The following is a 19,590-nucleotide window of genomic DNA, read 5'->3' on the forward strand; positions in this document are numbered from 1 at the left end:
AGGACATTCTATGCTCTCTCTTGATGAAGCCATGCTCTACGCCCCCGTTGAATGGCACGATTGTTCCGAAGGCTATACCGACATTCGTTACCAAAAATCGACGGATGGTATTGCTAAAATCACCATTAACCGCCCACAGGTACGTAATGCATTCCGCCCGCTAACCGTCAAAGAGATGATTCAGGCGCTGGCGGATGCCCGCTATGACGACAATATCGGCGTCATTATCCTGACCGGCGAAGGGGGTCTGGCGTTCTGCGCCGGCGGCGACCAGAAGGTGCGCGGTGACTACGGCGGCTATCAGGACGATTCCGGCGTGCATCACCTGAACGTGCTCGATTTCCAGCGGCAGATCCGCACCTGTCCGAAACCGATCGTCGCGATGGTCGCCGGCTACTCCATCGGCGGCGGCCACGTGCTGCATATGATGTGCGACCTGACGATCGCCGCGGAAAATGCCATCTTTGGCCAGACGGGGCCGAAAGTGGGCTCCTTCGACGGCGGCTGGGGCGCGGCCTATATGGCCCGCATCGTCGGCCAGAAAAAAGCGCGCGAAATTTGGTTCCTGTGCCGCCAGTACGATGCGCAGCAGGCGCTGGATATGGGGCTGGTCAATACCGTCGTCCCGCTGGCAGAGCTGGAAAAAGAGACCGTTCGCTGGTGCCGCGAAATGCTGCAAAACAGCCCAATGGCTCTGCGCTGCCTGAAAGCGGCGCTGAACGCCGACTGCGATGGTCAGGCGGGTCTGCAGGAGCTGGCGGGTAATGCCACCATGCTGTTCTACATGACCGAAGAGGGCCAGGAAGGGCGCAACGCATTTAATCAGAAGCGTCAGCCGGACTTCAGCAAATTTAAACGGAATCCGTAATGCGCCGGGCGCAGGTTTACCGCTGGCAGATACCGATTGACGCGGGCGTGGTGCTGCGCGAACGGCGGTTAAAAACCCGTGACGGGCTGTTCGTCCATCTCCAGCACGGCGAGCGCGAAGGCTGGGGAGAAGTTTCTCCTCTGCCGGGATTTAGCGAAGAGACCCTGGAGGAGGCGCAGGCCGCGCTGCTGGCGTGGGCCACGGCCTGGCGTCAGGGGCAGGATCGCCCTTTGCCTGCGCAGCCCTGCGTGGCGTTCGGAGTCAGCTGCGCGCTGGCCGAGCTGAATGAGCAGTTGCCGCAGGCGGCAGATTATCGCGCCGCGCCGCTGTGCACCGGCGATCCGGATGAACTGTTTGCCAGACTCGCAGCGATGCCGGGCGAGAAGGTCGCCAAGGTCAAAGTGGGGCTGTATGAGGCGGTACGCGACGGGATGGTCGTAAATCTGCTGCTGGAGGCGATCCCGGAGCTGCATCTGCGTCTGGACGCCAACCGGGCGTGGACGCCGCTCAAAGCGCAGCAGTTCGCCAAATACGTGCAGCCGCAGTATCGGGATCGTATCGCTTTCCTCGAAGAACCGTGCAAAACCCGCGCTGATTCCCGCGCTTTCGCCAAACAAACCGGTATTACCATTGCCTGGGATGAGAGCCTGCGCGAAGACGATTTTTGCCTTCAGGCCGAGGAAGGGGTTGGGGCGGTGGTGATTAAGCCAACCCTGACCGGTAGCCTGCGGAAGGTGCAGGAGCAGGTTGCCGCCGCCCACGCGCTGGGGCTGACGGCGGTCATCAGCTCCTCGATTGAATCGAGCCTCGGGCTGACGCAGCTGGCGCGTATTGCGGCCTGGCTAACGCCGCAGACCATTCCGGGCCTTGATACGCTGGCGCTGATGCAGACTCAGCTGGTGCGCCCGTGGCCTGCAAGCGCGCTGCCGTGCCGGTCAACGGATGCGCTGGAGCCGCTGCTGTGATCTTTCGCGACTGGCCGTGGCGCCACTGGCGTCAGCGGCGGGGCGACGCGTTTGCCCTGCGGTTGAACGACGATAGCCTGACCTGGCAGCAGCTGTGCGAGCGGATCGATGCGCTGACGGTGGGGTTCGTGGCTCAGGGCGTAGGTGAAGGCGATGGCGTGATTCTGCGGGCTCACAATCAGCCGGCGGCGCTGCTGGCGTGGCTGGCGCTGCTGCAGTGCGGCGCCCGGGTGCTGCCGCTTAATCCGCAGCTGCCCTCGTCAATGCTGGCGCAGCTGCTACCGTCCCTCGATATCCATCATCTGCTGGCGCTTAGCGGCGACGATCTCGCCCTCGGCTATCCGCGGCTGGCTATGCGCGCCGATGCCGGAGAACGCAGCCTGGCCTGGAGCGAAGATCGCCTGGCGTCGATGACCCTGACCTCCGGTTCTACCGGGCTGCCGAAGGCCGCAGTGCATACTTTCCGCGCCCATCTTGCCAGCGCCCAGGGAGTGCTGGCGATGATCCCGCTGGCGGCGGACGACGACTGGCTGCTTTCCCTGCCGCTGTTTCACGTCTCGGGGCAGGGGATTCTCTGGCGCTGGCTGCTGGCCGGATCGCGCCTGACTGTGCGGGAAAAGCGGCCGTTAGAGCAGGCCCTGCAGGGCTGTAGCCATGCGTCGCTGGTGCCAACGCAGCTGTGGCGGCTGCTCAATGGCGATGCGCAGGTATCGCTGAAGGCCGTTCTTCTGGGCGGGGCGGCGATTCCCGTCGAACTCACCGAGCAGGCCCGGGCTAAAGGTATCCGCAGCTGGTGCGGCTACGGCCTGACCGAATTTGCCTCGACGGTGTGCGCCAAAGAGGCCGATGGCGAGGCGGATGTCGGGCAGCCCTTGCCCCTGCGGGATCTGAAAATTGTCGACGGCGAGGTTTGGCTGCGCGGGGCCAGCATGGCCGCGGGCTACTGGCGCAACGGAGAACTGGTGCCGCTGGTTAACGCGCAGGGCTGGTTTGCGACCCGCGATCGCGGCGAGCTGCGTAACGGTAAGCTGGCGATCCTTGGGCGTCTGGATAATCTCTTTTTCAGCGGCGGCGAGGGGATCCAGCCGGAAGAAGTTGAGCGGGTGATTATGGCTCATCCGCAGATCCGCCAGGCGTTCATCGTGCCCCTGGATGATGCCGAGTTTGGTCAGCGTCCGGTGGCGGTGGTAGAAGGCGACGCGGGCTGCGATATGGCGGAGTTAGCGGCCTGGGTAGAGGATAAGCTGGCGCGCTTTCAGCGGCCGGTACGTTGGCTGGCGCTGCCCGCAACGCTGAAAACCGGCGGCATCAAGATCTCGCGTTGGGCGCTGCGCGAGTGGGTCAACGCGCATCGGGATGAATGCGGTTAGACGTCGGTGGTTAAATTCCTGCTGGAGTAGCGCCAGATCGCCGCAGGTCCGGCGGCTGCTTTTCTGACCGCCGGGGAACGGTCAGAGCAGCCCTTTCAGCGATAACGTCTTTCGCGTCGCGACGTTCAGATCGTAGCGCGGTAAATCTTCGACGCTGACCCACGCGTAATCCTGAAACTCTTCGTTAATGGTGACTTCACGGTTGGCGCTGACGCAATCAAAAATCAGGTAGATCATATAGATCTCCTCCCGTCGGCCGTCGCTGTAGGTTTTGACCCGCACGTCGTCGCTGAAGGTCCAGGGCGTAATGCTCGTCAGCCGCAGCGCCTCGCCCAGCTCTTCGCGAATTTCGCGTCTCAGGGCCTCCTCAATGCGCTCGCCAGGCTCCACGCCGCCGCCGGAAAGCGCCCACTGGCCGGGAAAAACGCCGCGATCGTCGGCCATCCTGCAGAGCAGATAGCGTCCCTCATTTTGAATCAAGGGGCAGACAATAGTCCTTTGGCGCATGGTTATCTCCTTTCGGTGCACGTTAACAAAGCTTCTGCCTGCCAGTTTGCGAGCCGCCTCGGTAAACCGCAAGCGAAGACGCGCGCTCGGCGTTGGCGGTGGTAGGGTGGGTTGAAATGACGGACAGGAGGTCAGCATGAGCCGGGCGACAGCGAGCTTTCCGCATGATGCCGTGTTTAAGAGCCTGCTATCGGACCGGGCGACGGCGGCGGATTTTTTACTGATTCACCTGCCGGAAAGTTTACGCGAGCTGTGCGATCTGCAGACCCTGCATCTGGAATCAGGCAGCTTTATTGACGACGATTTACGGGCAAGCCACTCGGATATTCTCTATTCCGTGCAGACCCGCACTGGCGAAGGGTATATCTATCTGCTGATTGAGCATCAAAGTTCTGCGGATCGGCATATGGCCTTTCGTTTAATGCGCTACGCCGTGGCGGCGATGCAGCGCCATCTCGATAAAGGCCTGGAGCAGCTGCCGCTGGTGATCCCGCTGCTTTTCTATCACGGTAAGACTAGCCCCTGGCCGCACTCGATGCGCTGGCTGGATGATTTTTCGCAGCCGGATGTAGCCGAAAAGCTCTATAGCCAGCCCTTTCCGCTGGTGGATGTGACGACTATCCCGGATAGCGATCTGCTGCAGCATCGTCGCGTGGCGATGCTGGAACTGCTGCAAAAGCACATTCGGCAGCGGGATCTGATGGAACTTCAGGAGCAGGTAGTCAGCTTATTAGCGCTGGGATACACTAGCGAAAGACAGCTACAGACGCTGTTGCACTATCTACTCCAGGCGGGGAGTACCGCCGATCCCGTGGCATTTCTGCGTCAGCTGGCGCAAAGCGTGCCGCTACAGCCGCATAAGGAGGCGCTCATGAATATTGCTCAGTTCCTGGAGGACCGCGGTCGTCAGGAAGGGATGCTGCAGGGAAGGCAGCAGGGGCTTGAGGCCGGACTTGAAGCCGGAATCGAAAAAGGCCGTCAGGAAGGTGAACAAAAGGCCGCCGAGCGTATTGCCCTGGCGATGATCGACAGCGGACTTGAACTGCCTCTGGTCGCCGAGCTGACCGGCCTGTCCCTGCAGTACCTGGCGCAGCTCAGGCACTAGCGCCTTATTGTGCATAACGCGGCGGCCGGGCGGCTGCCGCGTTCTTACGTCTCTGCTTTTTTTGCCTAAGCCTGAGGCCGGCGATGCGCCGCGACGGCGCTCTGATCGCTCGTTTTGCATAGATATCTTCCCCTCTCCGCCGCCGATGGCGGCGCTGCGACCGCCCAAATCCGGCGTTCCGGTAGCAACTGGTTACAATCACAACAATAAAGGTCGTTTTAGGACATTGATTCCGCAGCATTCAGCAGTACAATTCTGCGGTTTTGGGGACTTCTTTGATTCTTGATTTCTGGATAGAGTAAAAAATGAAAAAATGCGTATTAATCGGCCTTGCCGGCATGGCGTTCGTCTCCACGGCGGCAAACGCTATCAGCGTCACCGGGCAGGCGGGTGAGCACTACACCAACCTTGGCGTCGGTTTTGGTACCGAATCAAGCGGACTGGCGGTAACCGGCAACTGGCTGCACAGCGATAACGACGGCGACGCAGCAGGTTTAGGTCTCGGTTTAAACATTCCGCTGGGGCCATTCCTCGCAACGGTAGGTGGCAAAGGCGTCTATACCAATCCGAAAAGCGGTGACGAAGGCTATGCGGCAGCGGCAGGCGGCGGCCTGCAGTGGAAAATTGGCGACAGCTTCCGCCTGTTTGGCGAATACTACTATTCGCCTGACTCCCTCTCCAGCGGCATCCAGAGCTATCAGGAAGCCAATGCCGGCGCGAGCTGGACGGTCATGCGCCCTCTGAGCATTGAGGCCGGCTATCGCTATCTGAACCTGGCGGGTAAAGACAGTAACAAAGATAATACCATTGCCGATGGCCCGTACGTCGGCGTCAGCGCCAGCTTCTGATCCCCGGGCGCGGTATCATGCCGCGCCGATTTCCTGTCTACCCAGCCAGCGCCTTTGCGTTATAGTAATTCCACTTATCAGGCTGGAGTTCACAATGTTAAACGTGGAAATGCTGTCCACCGGCGACGAAGTGCTGCATGGGCAAATTGTCGATACCAACGCCGCGTGGCTGGCGGATTTCTTTTTTAATCAGGGATTACCTTTAACGCGTCGCAACACCGTCGGTGACGATCTTGACTCTCTGATCGCGATTTTACGCGAGCGCAGCGAGCATGCGGACGTGCTGATTGTTAACGGCGGGCTGGGGCCAACCAGTGACGATCTCAGCGCGCTGGCCGCGGCAACCGCCAAAGGCGAGTCGTTAATTCTGCACGCCGGATGGCTGGAGACGATGACGCGTTTCTTTGCCGAACGCGGAAGACCGATGGCGGAAAGCAACCGCAAGCAGGCGGAAATTCCCGCCAGCGCGGAGATGATCGACAACCCGGTGGGCACGGCCTGCGGTTTTGCCGTTCAGCTTAATCGCTGCCTGATGTTTTTTACCCCCGGCGTGCCGTCGGAATTTAAGGTGATGGTTGAGCAGGAGATTTTACCGCGCCTGCGCGAACGCTTCCCGCTGTCTGCGCCGCCGCTGTGCCTGCGCCTGACCACCTTTGGCCGTTCAGAAAGCGACCTGGCGCAAAGCCTCAACCCGCTGCCGCTGCCGCCTGGCGTGGTAATGGGCTATCGCTCTTCGATGCCGATTATTGAGCTCAAGCTCACCGGGCCGGCTGAACAGCATGACGCGATGCTGGCGCTATGGCCAGAAGTGCAAAAAGTTGCCGGCGAGAACCTGATTTTCGAAGGCACCGAAGGGCTTCCTGCGCAGATTGCGCGCCGCCTGCAGGAGCGGCAGCTGAGTCTGACCCTCAGCGAGCAGTTTACCAGCGGCCTGCTGTCGCTCCAGCTCTCCCGCGCCAATGCTCCGCTGCTGGCAAGCGAAGTGGTCCCCGCGCAGGAGGAGACGCTGGCGCAGTCTGCCCGCTGGACGTCAGAGCGACGGGTGAAGCATTTTGCCGGCCTTGCGCTGGCGGTCTGCGGTCAGGAAGCCGATTACCTGAACTTCGTGCTCTCTACCCCGGAAGGCACCCACGCGCTGCGGGTTAAGCTCAGCGTCACCCGCTACAGCCTGCAGGTTCGTCAGGAGGTTTGCGCGATGATGGCCCTGAATATGCTGCGCCGCTGGCTGAATGGCCAGCCGGTGGCCGGCGATCACGGCTGGATTAACGTGGTCGAAGCGCTGTCGATATAAGCCGTCAATCCCGCCGGGAGCCTCTCCCGGCGCGATGTCAGTCCAGCCCACTGTACTTATTTTTAAATATTCTGTGCGCTATCCCTCATTTATATCCTTCGCAATGTCCACCTGGCTGGAATAACGCCGTGATTTGAGACCGCTCACAATTTTCCCCCCTGACAATCGCAACACTGATTCCAGTATTCAGGATTGGAGTCCAGTATGTTGGAATCAAGCAAAGTCCCGGCGCTGACCCGCGCCATCGATATTCTCAACTTAATCGCCCGCATTGGCCCCTGCGGCGCGGCGACGATTATCGACGAACTCGGTATTCCGAAAAGCACCACCTACCTGCTGCTCGGAGAGGCTGAGAAAGCAGCGTTTTCTCAGTATGGATAACCAGGATAACTACTGCCTGTGGACCAAGCTGGTGGAGCTGGCCGGGCACGCCGTGAGCAAAATGGATCTGCGGGAGCTGGCCCGCCCGCGTCTGACTCAGCTGATGGACGACTGCGGTCTGCTTTGCCATCTGGGCATCATCGATCAGGGTAACGCCTACTACATCCTGAAAGTCGAATCGCCGGCCACCATCAGCGTGCGCTCGCATGAGGGAAAAAGCCTCTCGCTTTATCGCTCCGGCATTGGCAAATGCCTGCTGGCCTGGCAGACAGCGCATATTCAGCGTGCCATCATCAGCGAACTTCGCTGGGAGCGGGCTACGCCGACCACCATTACCACTGCCCAGCGCCTTTACGATGAGCTGGAACTCATTCGCGCCCGAGGCTGGAGCTTTGATAACGGCGAGGATTACCTCGACGTCCGCTGCGTGGCCGCGCCGATCTTTAACGCCAATAACGATCTCACCGCCGCGATCTCGGTGGTAGGGACGCGTTTGCAAATCAACGAAGACAATCGTGATTACCTCGCCGGTAAGGCGATTGCCTGCGCCAAAGATATTTCCCGTCTGCTGGGATGGAAGAGTCCTTTCGAGCAACGAGCCTCATAACAAGGAGAACATCATGATCCTACCGAAAATTAAACATATCCGTGCGTGGTTTATCGGCGGTGCGACCGCGGAAAAAGGCGCCGGCGGCGGCGACTATCACGATCAGGGAGCCAACCACTGGATTGACGATCATATCGCGACGCCGATGAGCAAATATCCGCAGTATGAACAATCCCGCCAGTCGTTCGGCATTAACGTCCTGGGGACGCTGATTGTTGAAGTGGAGGCCGACAGCGGGCAGACCGGCTTCGCGGTGTCGACGGCGGGAGAGATGGGCTGCTTTATTGTCGAAAAGCACCTGAGCCGCTTTATCGAAGGGAAATGCGTCAGCGATATTAAACTGATCCACGATCAGATGCTCAATGCCACCCTGTACTACTCTGGCTCCGGCGGCCTGGTGCTGAATACGATTTCCTGTGTCGACCTGGCGCTGTGGGATCTGTTCGGCAAAGTGGTTGGCCTGCCGGTCTACAAGCTGCTGGGCGGCGCGGTTCGCGATGAAATCCGGTTCTATGCCACCGGGGCGCGTCCGGATCTGGCGCAGGATATGGGGTTTATCGGCGGCAAAATGCCGACGCACTGGGGCCCCCACGACGGCGACGCCGGGATCCGCAAGGACGCCGCGATGGTCGCGGAATACCGCGAGAAATGTGGCGCCGATTTTTGGCTGATGCTGGATTGCTGGATGAGCCAGGACGTGAACTACGCCACTAAACTGGCCCACGCCTGTGCGCCCTATAACCTCAAGTGGATTGAAGAGTGCCTGCCGCCGCAGCAGTACGAAGGCTATCGTGAACTCAAGCGCAATGCGCCTGCCGGGATGATGGTCACCAGCGGCGAGCACCACGGCACGCTGCAATCTTTCCGCACGCTGTCGGAAACCGGCGTCGATATTATGCAACCCGACGTCGGCTGGTGCGGCGGCCTCACCACCCTGGTAGAGATCGCGGCAATCGCTAAGGCGCGCGGTCAACTGGTGGTGCCGCACGGCTCGTCGGTCTATTCGCACCACGCGGTTATTACCTTCACCAATACTCCGTTTAGCGAGTTCCTGATGACCAGCCCGGATTGCGCCACGCTGCGCCCTCAGTTTGACCCGATCCTGCTGGGCGAGCCGGTGCCGGAGAACGGGCGGATCCATAAATCCGTGCTGGATAAACCGGGCTTTGGCGTTGAGCTCAACCGCGACTGTCATCTCAAACGTCCCTATAGCCACTGATCTCGTCGTGCCGCGCGGCGTCGCCGTGCGGCCAACTCCTGAGGATATTGCGATGGGTAATAATTTGCTGGAGAGCGTGGTGAAGAAAAACCGCGCCCGTTTGATTCCCTTTATGCTGGCGCTGTACGTGCTGGCGTTTCTCGACCGTTCGAATATTGGTTTTGCCAAAGAGACCTACCAGCTCGATACCGGGCTGAGCAACGAGGCTTACGCCCTTGGTGCCGGGATTTTTTTCGTGGTGTACGCCTTCCTTGGGGTTCCTGCGAATCTGCTGATGCGTAAATTTGGCGCGAGAAAATGGATTGGCTGTACCACCCTGCTATGGGGCGTGCTATCTGCGGCCATGGCATGGGCGGATAGCGAAGCAAAATTCCTGCTGGTGCGCACGCTGCTTGGCGCCGCCGAGGCGGGTTTCTTCCCGGGAATGATCTACCTGACTTCTCAATGGTTTCCCCAGCAAAACCGCGCCGGCATTATGGGACTGTTCTATATGGGCGCGCCGCTGGCGCTGACGCTCGGCTCGCCGCTGTCCGGCGCGCTGCTGGAGATGCACGGCTTTATGGGGCATCCCGGCTGGTTCTGGATGTTCGTGATTGAAGGGCTGCTGGCCGTCTGCGCAGGCTTTTTCACCTTCTTCTGGCTCGACGACACGCCGCAGAATGCGTGTTTTCTCACCGCCGCTGAAAAGCAGGCGCTGATAAGCCAACTGGCCAGCGAAGAGGAGAAAAAGGTCACCTCACGGCTCTCCGACGCGCTGCGCAACGGGCGGGTCTGGCAGGCTGGCGATTATCTATCTGACGATTCAGGTTGCCGTCTACGGCCTGATCTTCTTCCTGCCGACCCAGGTTGCCGCGCTGCTGGGCACCAAAGTGGGATTTGTGGCCTCGGTGGTGACGGCGATCCCGTGGATTGCGGCTCTGCTGGGGACCTGGTTTATTCCGCGCTACTCCGATCGTACCGGTGAACGACGGAATATTGCCGCGCTGACCCTACTGGCGGCAGCGATTGGCATCGGCGTCTCCGGGCTGGTTCCGCCGGTGCTGGCGATACTGGCGCTGTGCGTCGCGGCGGTCGGCGTGATCGCCGTCCAGCCGGTATTCTGGACGATACCGACGCAATTATTGTCCGGCACTGCGCTGGCCGCAGGCATTGGCTTTGTCAACCTGTTTGGCGCAATCGGCGGTTTTCTGGCGCCAATCGTTCGCGTTCGGGCGGAAACGATTTTCTCCAGCCAATCCGCCGGCCTGCTGACGCTCTCCTGCGTGGCGATAGTGGGCGTCATTATCATCTTTTCACTGAGCGTAACCCGCATGGTGCCGCAGTCCGGCAGCGTACCGCATTAATATTAAGGAAGAGTTATGAACGCGATTTTATCGAACCCGTTTAAAGCGGGATTATCCAGGGGAGAAACACAGATTGGCCTGTGGTTGAGCTCAACCTCTTCCTACGTGGCCGAGATTGCCGCCACGGCAGGCTACGACTGGCTGCTGATTGACGGCGAGCATGCGCCAAATACCATTCAGGATCTTTACCACCAGCTGCAGGCCATTGCCCCCTACGCCAGCCAGCCGGTTATACGCCCGGTGGAAGGGAGCCGCAGCCTGATTAAGCAGGTGCTGGATATCGGCGCCCGGACGCTGCTTATCCCAATGGTCGATACGGCCGCTCAGGCGCGGGATATCGTCGCGGCGACCCGCTATCCGCCCCTCGGAACGCGCGGAGTGGGCGCCGGCGTAGCGCGGGCGGCGCGTTGGGGACGGGTTGGGAACTATATGGCGCAGGCGAATGACGAGCTCTGTCTGCTGATCCAGGTCGAGAGCAAGACGGCGCTCGACAATCTGGATGAGATCCTTGAAGTGGACGGTATCGACGGCGTATTTATCGGCCCGGCCGATTTATCCGCCTCTCTCGGCTACCCGGATAACGCCGCTCATCCTGACGTGCAGCGGATTATTGAACAGAGCATTCGCCGCATTCGCGCAGCGGGCAAAGCGGCCGGATTCCTCGCCGTCGATCCGAAAATGGCGCAAAAAAGCCTCGAGTGGGGCGCCAGCTTTGTCGCGGTTGGCGTAGATACCCAGCTCTATACCGACGCGCTGGATAGCCGGCTGGCGATGTTTAAGCCTGGAGCGCGGCGGGAGGAGGCGAAGGGGGGCTACTGACCCTTCGTAATAATGGCGCAGAGGCTCAGGCCAGCGCCTGCGCCAGCAGGGTGATGGGATGTTCACAGCGCTTGCTGGTGGACATCTCAATCTGCCATTTGCAGGTTTCACAATCGGTCACCACCATATCGGCGCCGCTCTCCTCAATCTGGCGGAAGAGCGGCGCGCCGATGGCCTGCGAAGAGGCGTAGTTCTCCGATTTAAATCCGTAGGTGCCGGCGATGCCGCAGCATTGCGAATCAAGGACCTCCAACTGCAGCCCGGGGATTTGCCGCAGCAGTTCGAGGCTATACAGCGACCAGCCCATTTTTTCCATATGGCAAGGGGTGTGGTAGACCACCTTCAGCGGCAGCGGTTTTAGCGGCAGGGTTCGCCCGCCGTCAAGCTGGCGCCAGATCCAGCGCGTCGCCAGCTCAACGTTGTCGCGCACGTCGCTATTGTCAACATCCAGCACGTGCGGATACTCATCGCGTAGGGTGAAGGTGCAGGTGGAGGAGGTGGCGATGGTCGGTAGCGCGCTCTCGCGCATGGCGGCGACGTTGCTCAGCGCCTGCCTGCGGGCTTTGGCAAAAAAGCCGTTGGCAATCAGCGGCACGCCGCAGCATTTCTCTTTGGACAACAGCTGTACCCCTGTACCCATAACGTTCAGCACGCGGATAAGATCTTTACCCAGCTGCGGATGGTTGTAGTTGACGTAGCAGCCGTGGAAGAACGCCACCTGGTCGCTAAACTGCGCCTGCCGCGCGGCGAGCTGGCGGTATGCCCGGCGGAAAGTGCCGAAACCGTATTTTGGCAGCGTCCGGCGGTGATCTATCCTGAGCGCCGTATCGAGCAGCCGGCGCACCGGCTGTAGTCCAGTGACGGCGTTGACCAGCGGTGCAAGCGGCGTAGAAAGCGTGCCCATCAGATCCGTATGGCTCAGCAGCGCATCGCGTAGGCCAGGCTTCTGCTGGCCGTACTGCGCCCGCGCCCGCTGGATAATATCGCCGATTTTAACGTCGGAGGGGCAGGCCACCTCGCAGCGCTTGCAGTTAATGCAGTACTTCAGCGCTTCATCATACAGCGCGCCGTCTTTTAGCCGCAGCCGCTCGCCGTCGGGTCCCGCCTGTTTAGGGCCAGGGTAGCGCGGATTCACCCGGCTGACCGGGCAGGCGGTGGTGCAAACCGTGCATTTGATGCAGCTCTCAAAGCGGGTATCGTTCATCGTTCGCCTCCGGCAAGGTCGTTGATCTGTTTGGCGACGTGCAGGGCGGTGACGGCGCAAACGCCGCCGCCGCATCCCAGCTGAATGGCGTCAAAACCGCCGAGCAGAGAACCGGCGGCAAACAGGTTGCTGAGCGGCTGTCCCTGCAGCAGCGGACGCAGCATGGCGTCCGTTTTAAGGCCGAAGCGCTGCCAGGGCTGGGAGGCGAAGAAATCCCGCTGATACCAGCTCTCGCGCGGCAGGCTGTGCTGTAGATCGAGGCCAAGAATCGGCTCGCGCACGCCATCGCGCCCGGCAATCAGGCCATTGCTGAAGAAGCTGCCGCTGGCCAGGATGGTAAAGCGCGGACGCAGCGGGATATCGCCATGGTTGCGCGTCCATACCTTGTCGATCGTTCCATCCTGATGGCTGATTTTCGTCACCTCATCTCCGGCCAGCCACGTTCCTCCGCCGCGAATAAAGCGGCGCTGGAGCTGGCTATGCAGGCGCATTCCCGGTACCGAAGGGGGCAGAGTCGGCAGCAGGCGCAGCGGACAAGGCAGGCGCTCCTGTAGCCATAGATACAGGTGGTTATCGCTAAGGCCAAAGCAGGCGGGCAGGATCAGCAGATCGTGCTCGCGCGCCAGCGGAAGCAGCGCGGCCAGCAGTGCCGGCCAGTGGCGCTCGTCATCCAGCACTCTGGCGATATTGGCGGCGCGAAATTCGCTCGGACTTTCGCGCAGGACGTCCAGCAGCGGTAAGTCGATTTCCGCCGTGCTGGCGTTCATCCCGTGTTGATTCAGCGCCGCGGCGGCGAGGTGCGGCTGGAAGTCGGCAAAGCCGCCGATCCCGACCAGGCAGGGGCGCAGGGCGGTTAACGGATAAACCGGAACCTCCTGCGGGGAGAGCCACGCGGCGCGCAGGGTGCCGAGCGGCGTGATGCGCAGATGCGGTCGGGCGGCATCGCCCTGCAGCACAATGCCGCTGGCGGCCAGCAGCGCCTGGGTTTGCGCCGCGTAGCCCATCACGCGTTCTGCGCCCAGCTTCGCGTAGGGATGCTCCGGCGCCTGGGCCGCCAGCCGGGCGAGTCCCTGGGCGACGTCGGTAACTTTGTCGCCGTTGGGCAGCTCTGCGAGCAGATCCAGCGAGGCGGAGGAGAAATGCAGCGCGCTTTGACCGCGGCTGACGATTGCGCTGCGCAAACCATACTGATTCAGGCTCAGCCCGCAAAGTAGCCCGGCGAGCCCGCCGCCGATAATCACGCAATCAAATTTCATCCTGCTGCTCCTTTTGCAAACCGCACAGCCCGAGATAGACCCAGCGGGTGAATTCACTCTCGCGCAACGCATCGCCCCAGGCTACGGGCTGCACGCCTTGCCAGCGCTCGTTTAAAAACGCCGAAAGCTGGGCCAGCGATTGCGCCGGCGTGGCGACATTGAAGCGCTGCAGTAGCCCGGCGGCGCGGCAGGCGCAGAGCTCGCCCTGGCAGGTTCCCATGCCGATTCGGGTGCGACGGCGTAAATCGAGCAGGTTGTTGACCGCTAAATTTTCTACCGCGTACTGCACTTCCCCCGCCGTCACCGCTTCGCACTCGCAGACCAGGCTACGATGCTGGCGGCTATCGCCAAGCCAGGCGGGCGTGCGGTCGCCGTGGCGGTACACGGCCGATCCCCGCAGCGGCGCCGGTAGAGAGATGATTTTCTGCAGCGTTGTTGCGATCGGTTCGCGGGAGCCCGGCAAAGGCGTGTCGGCGGTGGCGCAGGGGACGGTGTTGCCGAGCTTGCGGCAGACGGCGTCCGTCGCCCATTCCGCCATCAGGCGGTAGGTCATCAGCTTGCCGCCGGTAATGGTGATAAACCCGTTCATCCCGTCGCGTTCGGCGTGATCTAACAGCACAATGCCGCGGCTGACGCTACGCCCGCTGGGGTCGTTATCGCTGGCGACCAGCGGCCGCACGCCGGAGTAGGCGCGCAGCACCCGGGTGCGGGCCATGGCGGGGGTTAGCTTCTCGCCTTCGCGCAGCAGGATATCGACTTCCGCAGCGGTGACCCGATTATCGTCAATTTCATCGTAGGGAATATGCACCGAGGTGGTGCCAATCAGGGAGATGGTATCCCCGGGTACCAGAATATCGGCATCGGCGGGTTTGCGGCAGCGGTTGATCACGTGCCGGTTGATGCGATGGTCGAGGATCAGCAGCGATCCCTTAGCCGGAAACATCGCAATGCGCAGGTCGGCATATTCCGCGATCCGCTGCCCCCAGATCCCGGCGGCGTTGACCACCACCCGGGCGCGCAGCGTGCGGTTCTCGCGGCGCTTATGATCATAGCAGCGCACGCCGTTGACCCGATCGCCACTGCGCAGCAGGCCGGTGATTTCGCAGCCGGTGAGGATGGTGGCGCCGTGTTCGCGGGCGTCCAGCATATTGGCCGCGCTCAGACGGAACGGATCGACCGTGCCGTCGGGCACCTGAACGGCGCCGAGCAGCGCGGGGTTGACGCCAGGCTCAATGCGCAGCGCCTCGGCGGGCGAGAGTCTGGTGGGCCCCAATTCCGGCCTGCTGACAGGCGTGAATAAAAGTCTGCTGCCAGGCGAGGTCGTCTTCGGGCAGGGTGATAAACAGCCCGTTAGTGGGTTCCACGCAGTGTCGGGCGATGCGGCGCAGGATCCGATTTTCGCTGATACATTCGCGCGCCGACTCGCCATCGGTCACCGCGTAGCGGGCGCCGCTGTGCAGCAGCCCGTGGTTGCGCCCGGTCGCCCCGGTGGCGATATCGTGGCGTTCCACCAGGGTTACGCGCAGCCCGCGGAGCGCGCAGTCGCGGGCGATCCCTGCTCCGGTTGCGCCGCCGCCAATGACAATGACATCACATTCACCGGTCTCGGCCATCTCTCTATTCCTCTACTTTCGTTTTACGCCATTTAGCCACACAAACAGTACGTATTGTTTGATTTCGAGCATATTCGAGCGTTTATCGAGCGTGAAGTGTGAGTTAATGCTCACAATGGAATATTTTGTCATATTTTTGTAACAAAGCGTGCGATGTTTCACAGTATCGTCGGCGAGGTTTCCCTACCATCGCGCCATGTCAGAAGTGGGTGATTAAATTAGGTTTTTTTTACCGGTACCCATACAAAGTAAATGGCAACGGAGGCTGCTATGTTAACTATTTTTAAACCTGCGCCACACAAAGCGCGTCTACCCGCGGCGGAAATTGACCCGCACTATCGTCGATTACGCTGGCAGATTTTTATCGGTATTTTCTTTGGCTATGCCGCCTACTATCTGGTGCGTAAGAACTTTGCTCTGGCCATGCCCTACCTGGTCGAACAGGGATTCTCCCGCGGCGATCTCGGCTTTGCGCTGTCCGGGATTTCCATCGCCTATGGTTTTTCAAAATTCATTATGGGCTCGGTATCCGATCGCTCGAATCCGCGCATTTTTCTGCCTGCGGGGCTGATTCTGGCGGCGCTGGTGATGCTGGTGATGGGTTTTGTGCCCTGGGCGACCTCCAGCATCATGATCATGTTTGTACTGCTGTTCCTCTGCGGCTGGTTCCAGGGGATGGGCTGGCCGCCGTGCGGGCGTACGATGGTGCACTGGTGGTCGCAGAAGGAGCGCGGGGGCATTGTTTCGGTATGGAACTGCGCGCACAACGTTGGCGGCGGGATCCCGCCGCTGCTGTTCCTGCTGGGGATGGCGTGGTTTAACGACTGGCACGCGGCGCTCTATATGCCGGCTTTCGGCGCGATCCTGCTGGCTATATTTGCCTTTGCCATGATGCGCGACACCCCGCAGTCCTGCGGCCTGCCGCCGATTGAAGAGTATAAGAACGATTATCCGGATGATTACAGCGAGCAGCATGAACAGGAGCTCACCGCCCGGCAGATTTTTCAGCAGTATATTCTGCCAAACCGGCTGCTGTGGTATATCGCCATCGCCAACGTCTTTGTCTATCTGCTGCGCTACGGCATTCTCGACTGGTCGCCAACCTACCTGAAAGAGGTGAAGCACTTTGCGCTGGATAAATCCTCCTGGGCCTATTTCCTCTACGAGTATGCGGGGGTCCCCGGGACGCTGATTTGCGGCTGGATGTCGGATAAGGTGTTCAAAGGCAACCGCGGCGCGACCGGAGTCTTCTTTATGACGCTGGTGACCATCGCGACCATCGTTTACTGGCTTAACCCGCCGGGTAATCCGGGCGTTGATATGGCCTGTATGATCGTTATCGGCTTCCTGATTTACGGTCCGGTGATGCTGATTGGCCTGCATGCTCTCGAGCTGGCGCCGAAAAAGGCCGCCGGTACCGCGGCGGGCTTTACCGGACTGTTTGGTTACCTCGGCGGTTCCGTTGCCGCCAGCGCGATCGTCGGCTACACCGTTGACTTCTTCGGCTGGGACGGCGGGTTTATGGTGATGATCGGCGGTAGCGTGCTGGCGGTGCTGCTGCTGGTTGTGGTGATGCTTGGTGAAAAACGTCATCACCAGCAGCTGAAACAGTCCTGAGGAGTGAGCATGAAAACGGCAATAACGACCTTGATGACCGGGATTTTGCTGACGGGCTCCACGCTGAGCTTCGCCGCTCAGGCAGGGGATAAGATAGTCATTGCCCACCGCGGGGCCAGCGGCTATCTGCCGGAGCATACGCTGCCGGCGAAAGCGATGGCCTATGCCCAGGGCGCCGATTATCTCGAGCAGGATCTGGTGATGACCAAAGACGATCGGCTGGTGGTGCTGCATGACCACTATCTCGATCGGGTTACCGATGTGGCGGAGAAATTCCCGCAGCGCGCGCGTCAGGACGGCCGCTTCTATGCGATCGACTTCACCCTGGCGGAGATAAAAACGCTGAAGTTCAGCGAGGGGTTTGAACCGAAAGACGGTAAGAACGTCCAGACCTTCCCGGGGCGCTTCCCGATGGGAAAAGCGGATTTCCGCATCCATACCTTTGAAGAGGAGATTGAGTTCGTTCAGGGACTGAACCACTCAACGGGGAAAAATATCGGTATCTACCCGGAAATTAAAGCGCCGTGGTTCCACCATCAGGAAGGTAAGGATATCGCCACCGCCGCCCTGCAGGTGCTGAAGAAGTACGGCTACACCAGCAAGCAGGATAAAGCGTATCTGCAATGTTTTGATGCCAACGAGCTTAAGCGCATTAAGAATGAGCTGGAGCCGAAGATGGGCATGAACCTGAATCTGGTGCAGCTGATCGCTTACACCGACTGGCACGAAACCCAGCAGCGCGAGGCGAATGGTAAATGGGTGAACTACAGCTATGACTGGATGTTTAAGCCCGGCGCGATGGGGCAGATTGCCCAATACGCCGACGGCATTGGTCCGGACTACCACATGCTGGTGGCGGCGAACGCCGGACCGGGGAAGGTGACGCTGACCGAGATGGTGAAAGAGGCGCATCGCCAGCAGCTGGTGGTCCATCCGTATACCGTCCGCGCTGACCAGCTGCCGGATTACGTCACCAACGTGAATCAGCTGTTCGACCTGCTGTATAACAAGGCCGGCGTCGATGGGCTGTTCAGCGACTTCCCGGATAAGGCGGTGCAGTTCCTGCAGCAAGAAGGGGAACGCCGCTAACCCGCGGCGTGAATGGCAAACCTGTCCGCGCCGGCCGGCGCGGATGGGATTTTGCCGGGCCGCTACATTTCGATTTCGATATCGCTTTTTGCCCGGCAGCAGCAGGGCAAAATCTCTCCCGGCTGAATAAACGCCAGCGGCTCGGTCAGCCAGTCAACCTGGCCGGACACCAGCCGCGTGCGGCAGGAGCCGCAATAACCTTCGCGGCACTGATACTCCACGTCGATATTATGCGATTCCAGGGCATCAAGCAGGCAGCGGTGTTCATCCTGACACTCGAGATGAGTGTCAGAAATTTTCAAAAAAATGCGTTTCATCAGAGCTGGAAGTTGCTCAGGTCGTCGGCATCGACTTCAGCATCGATCTGGCCAACCAGGTAGGAGTCTGACTTCCACTTCCTGCGGCGCAACCTGCACGTTATCGGATACCAGCCAGGTATTGATCCACGGGATGGGGTTGGAGCGGGTCTGGAACGGCAGATCGAGGCCGACCGCCTGCATGCGGATGTTGGTGATGTATTCGACGTACTGGCAGAGAATATCTTTGTTCAGACCGATCATCGAACCATCGCGGAACAGATAATCCGCCCACTCTTTCTCCTGCTGAGCCGCCAGCACGAACAGGTCGTAGCACTGCTGCCTGCACTCTTCGGCAATTTCGGCCATTTCCGGATCGTCGACGCCGGAGCGTAGCAGGTTCAGCATATGCTGGGTGCCGGTAAGGTGCAGCGCTTCGTCGCGGGCGATCAGACGGATGATTTTAGCGTTACCTTCCATCAGCTTACGCTCGGCGAAGGCGAAGGAGCAGGCGAAGCTGACGTAGAAGCGAATCGCTTCCAGCGCGTTTACGCTCATCAGGCACAGGTAGAGTTTCTTTTTCAGCTCGCGCAGGTTCACGGTGATGGTTTTACCGTTAACGCTATGGCTGCCTTCACCCAGCAGATGCCAGTAGCTGGTCATCTCGATAAGCTCATCGTAGTAGCTGGAGATGCCGTCCGCACGCTTCTGAATCTGCTCGTTGGTGACGATATCATCGAAGACCATCGCCGGATCGTTGACGATATTGCGGATGATATGGGTGTAGGAGCGCGAGTGGATGGTTTCAGAAAACGCCCATGTCTCCACCCAGGTTTCCAGCTCAGGAATCGAAATCAGCGGCAGCAGCGCAACGTTCGGGCTGCGGCCCTGGATGGAATCCAGCAGGGTCTGGTACTTCAGGTTGCTGATAAAAATATGCTTTTCATGGTCCGGCAGCGCCTGATAATCGATACGATCGCGGGAAACGTCAACTTCCTCCGGGCGCCAGAAGAAGGAGAGTCTGCTTTTCGATGAGCTTTTCGAAGATGTCATATTTTTGCTGATCGTAACGGGCAACGTTAACCGGCTGGCCAAAAAACATCGGCTCAAGCAGCTGATCGTTTTTGGTCTGTGAAAAGGTGGTATATGCCATTAAATGTGCGTCCTGTGATGTTATTGCCCCTCGCGCCGG

At 60.1% G+C, this 19,590-nt stretch carries 14 protein-coding genes and 4 pseudogenes; 12 read left to right on the plus strand and 6 right to left on the minus strand.

What is annotated here, in order from left to right:
* The first annotated feature begins 10 nt into the window (after positions 1–10).
* Genes menB through menE form a run of 3 tightly spaced genes read left to right on the plus strand, consistent with a single transcriptional unit; the run spans position 11 to position 3,203 of the window.
* On the plus strand, positions 11–868 hold the full coding sequence (gene menB, locus ABOC21_RS07220) for a 1,4-dihydroxy-2-naphthoyl-CoA synthase (RefSeq protein ID WP_426814073.1): 858 nt from the start codon (positions 11–13) through the stop codon (positions 866–868).
* Positions 868–1,833 carry an o-succinylbenzoate synthase gene (gene menC, locus ABOC21_RS07225; RefSeq protein WP_426814074.1) on the plus strand — a complete coding sequence of 322 codons (966 nt, stop codon included), beginning with the start codon at positions 868–870 and terminating at the stop codon, positions 1,831–1,833. Before menB ends, menC begins: the two co-directional genes overlap by 1 nt.
* On the plus strand, positions 1,830–3,203 hold the full coding sequence (menE, locus tag ABOC21_RS07230; RefSeq protein WP_426814075.1) for an o-succinylbenzoate--CoA ligase: 1,374 nt from the start codon (positions 1,830–1,832) through the stop codon (positions 3,201–3,203). The genes menC and menE overlap by 4 nt, the downstream gene beginning before the upstream one ends.
* Positions 3,204–3,284: 81 nt before the next feature.
* On the opposite strand, the gene nudI is transcribed toward menE, so the two are convergent.
* Positions 3,285–3,710, minus strand: coding sequence for a nucleoside triphosphatase NudI (gene nudI, locus ABOC21_RS07235; RefSeq protein WP_426814076.1), 426 nt, complete (start codon positions 3,708–3,710; stop codon positions 3,285–3,287).
* A 136-nt stretch (positions 3,711–3,846) separates the two neighbouring features.
* Here nudI and ABOC21_RS07240 point away from each other — a divergent pair, with 136 nt between their 5' ends.
* From ABOC21_RS07240 to yfaU, 7 genes and pseudogenes are all read left to right on the plus strand, one after another.
* Entirely contained in the window at positions 3,847–4,815 is a 969-nt protein-coding gene (locus ABOC21_RS07240) for an Rpn family recombination-promoting nuclease/putative transposase (protein ID WP_426814077.1), read from the plus strand.
* A gap of 305 nt (positions 4,816–5,120) precedes the next feature.
* Positions 5,121–5,663 (plus strand): YfaZ family outer membrane protein, encoded by a 543-nt coding sequence (locus tag ABOC21_RS07245; RefSeq protein ID WP_426814078.1) that lies wholly within the window; start codon positions 5,121–5,123, stop codon positions 5,661–5,663.
* Between the two features lie 94 nt (positions 5,664–5,757).
* The gene (locus ABOC21_RS07250; protein ID WP_426814079.1) at positions 5,758–6,954 is read left to right on the plus strand and encodes a nicotinamide mononucleotide deamidase-related protein YfaY; all 1,197 of its coding nucleotides are present in this window, start codon (positions 5,758–5,760) and stop codon (positions 6,952–6,954) included.
* 204 nt (positions 6,955–7,158) lie between these two features.
* A pseudogene (locus ABOC21_RS07255) lies at positions 7,159–7,942 on the plus strand (IclR family transcriptional regulator).
* 13 nt (positions 7,943–7,955) lie between these two features.
* Complete coding sequence (rhmD, locus tag ABOC21_RS07260; RefSeq protein ID WP_426814080.1) at positions 7,956–9,161, plus strand: L-rhamnonate dehydratase; 1,206 nt, start codon at positions 7,956–7,958, stop codon at positions 9,159–9,161.
* A gap of 52 nt (positions 9,162–9,213) precedes the next feature.
* Positions 9,214–10,504: pseudogene (locus ABOC21_RS07265) on the plus strand (MFS transporter).
* Between the two features lie 15 nt (positions 10,505–10,519).
* Positions 10,520–11,323, plus strand: a complete 804-nt coding sequence (yfaU, locus tag ABOC21_RS07270; RefSeq protein ID WP_426814081.1) for a 2-keto-3-deoxy-L-rhamnonate aldolase — start codon at positions 10,520–10,522, stop codon at positions 11,321–11,323.
* Positions 11,324–11,348: 25 nt separating this feature from the next.
* Here yfaU and glpC read toward each other — a convergent pair whose 3' ends face one another.
* From glpC to glpA, 3 genes and pseudogenes are all read right to left on the minus strand, one after another.
* Positions 11,349–12,527, minus strand: coding sequence for an anaerobic glycerol-3-phosphate dehydrogenase subunit GlpC (glpC, locus tag ABOC21_RS07275; protein ID WP_426814082.1), 1,179 nt, complete (start codon positions 12,525–12,527; stop codon positions 11,349–11,351).
* Complete coding sequence (gene glpB, locus ABOC21_RS07280; RefSeq protein WP_426814083.1) at positions 12,524–13,783, minus strand: glycerol-3-phosphate dehydrogenase subunit GlpB; 1,260 nt, start codon at positions 13,781–13,783, stop codon at positions 12,524–12,526. The genes glpC and glpB overlap by 4 nt, the downstream gene beginning before the upstream one ends.
* A pseudogene (gene glpA, locus ABOC21_RS07285) lies at positions 13,773–15,396 on the minus strand (anaerobic glycerol-3-phosphate dehydrogenase subunit A). The gene glpB and the pseudogene glpA overlap by 11 nt, the downstream one beginning before the upstream one ends.
* Before the next feature lie 270 nt (positions 15,397–15,666).
* Here glpA and glpT point away from each other — a divergent pair.
* Both glpT and glpQ read left to right on the plus strand, forming a co-directional pair.
* Positions 15,667–17,013 carry a glycerol-3-phosphate transporter gene (glpT, locus tag ABOC21_RS07290; protein ID WP_426814084.1) on the plus strand — a complete coding sequence of 449 codons (1,347 nt, stop codon included), beginning with the start codon at positions 15,667–15,669 and terminating at the stop codon, positions 17,011–17,013.
* Positions 17,014–17,022: 9 nt separating this feature from the next.
* Positions 17,023–18,102: a glycerophosphodiester phosphodiesterase gene (glpQ, locus tag ABOC21_RS07295; protein ID WP_426814085.1), complete on the plus strand. Its 1,080-nt coding sequence runs from the start codon at positions 17,023–17,025 to the stop codon at positions 18,100–18,102.
* Positions 18,103–18,164: 62 nt separating this feature from the next.
* On the opposite strand, the gene yfaE is transcribed toward glpQ, so the two are convergent.
* Positions 18,165–18,419, minus strand: coding sequence for a class I ribonucleotide reductase maintenance protein YfaE (gene yfaE / locus ABOC21_RS07300; protein ID WP_045855971.1), 255 nt, complete (start codon positions 18,417–18,419; stop codon positions 18,165–18,167).
* Positions 18,419–19,551, minus strand: a pseudogene (nrdB, locus tag ABOC21_RS07305) (class Ia ribonucleoside-diphosphate reductase subunit beta). The gene yfaE and the pseudogene nrdB overlap by 1 nt, the downstream one beginning before the upstream one ends.
* Positions 19,552–19,590 lie beyond the last annotated feature (39 nt).

Origin of the sequence: Klebsiella sp. WOUb02 (assembly GCF_050058015.1) — a bacterium.
Lineage (GTDB): Bacteria > Pseudomonadota > Gammaproteobacteria > Enterobacterales > Enterobacteriaceae > Klebsiella.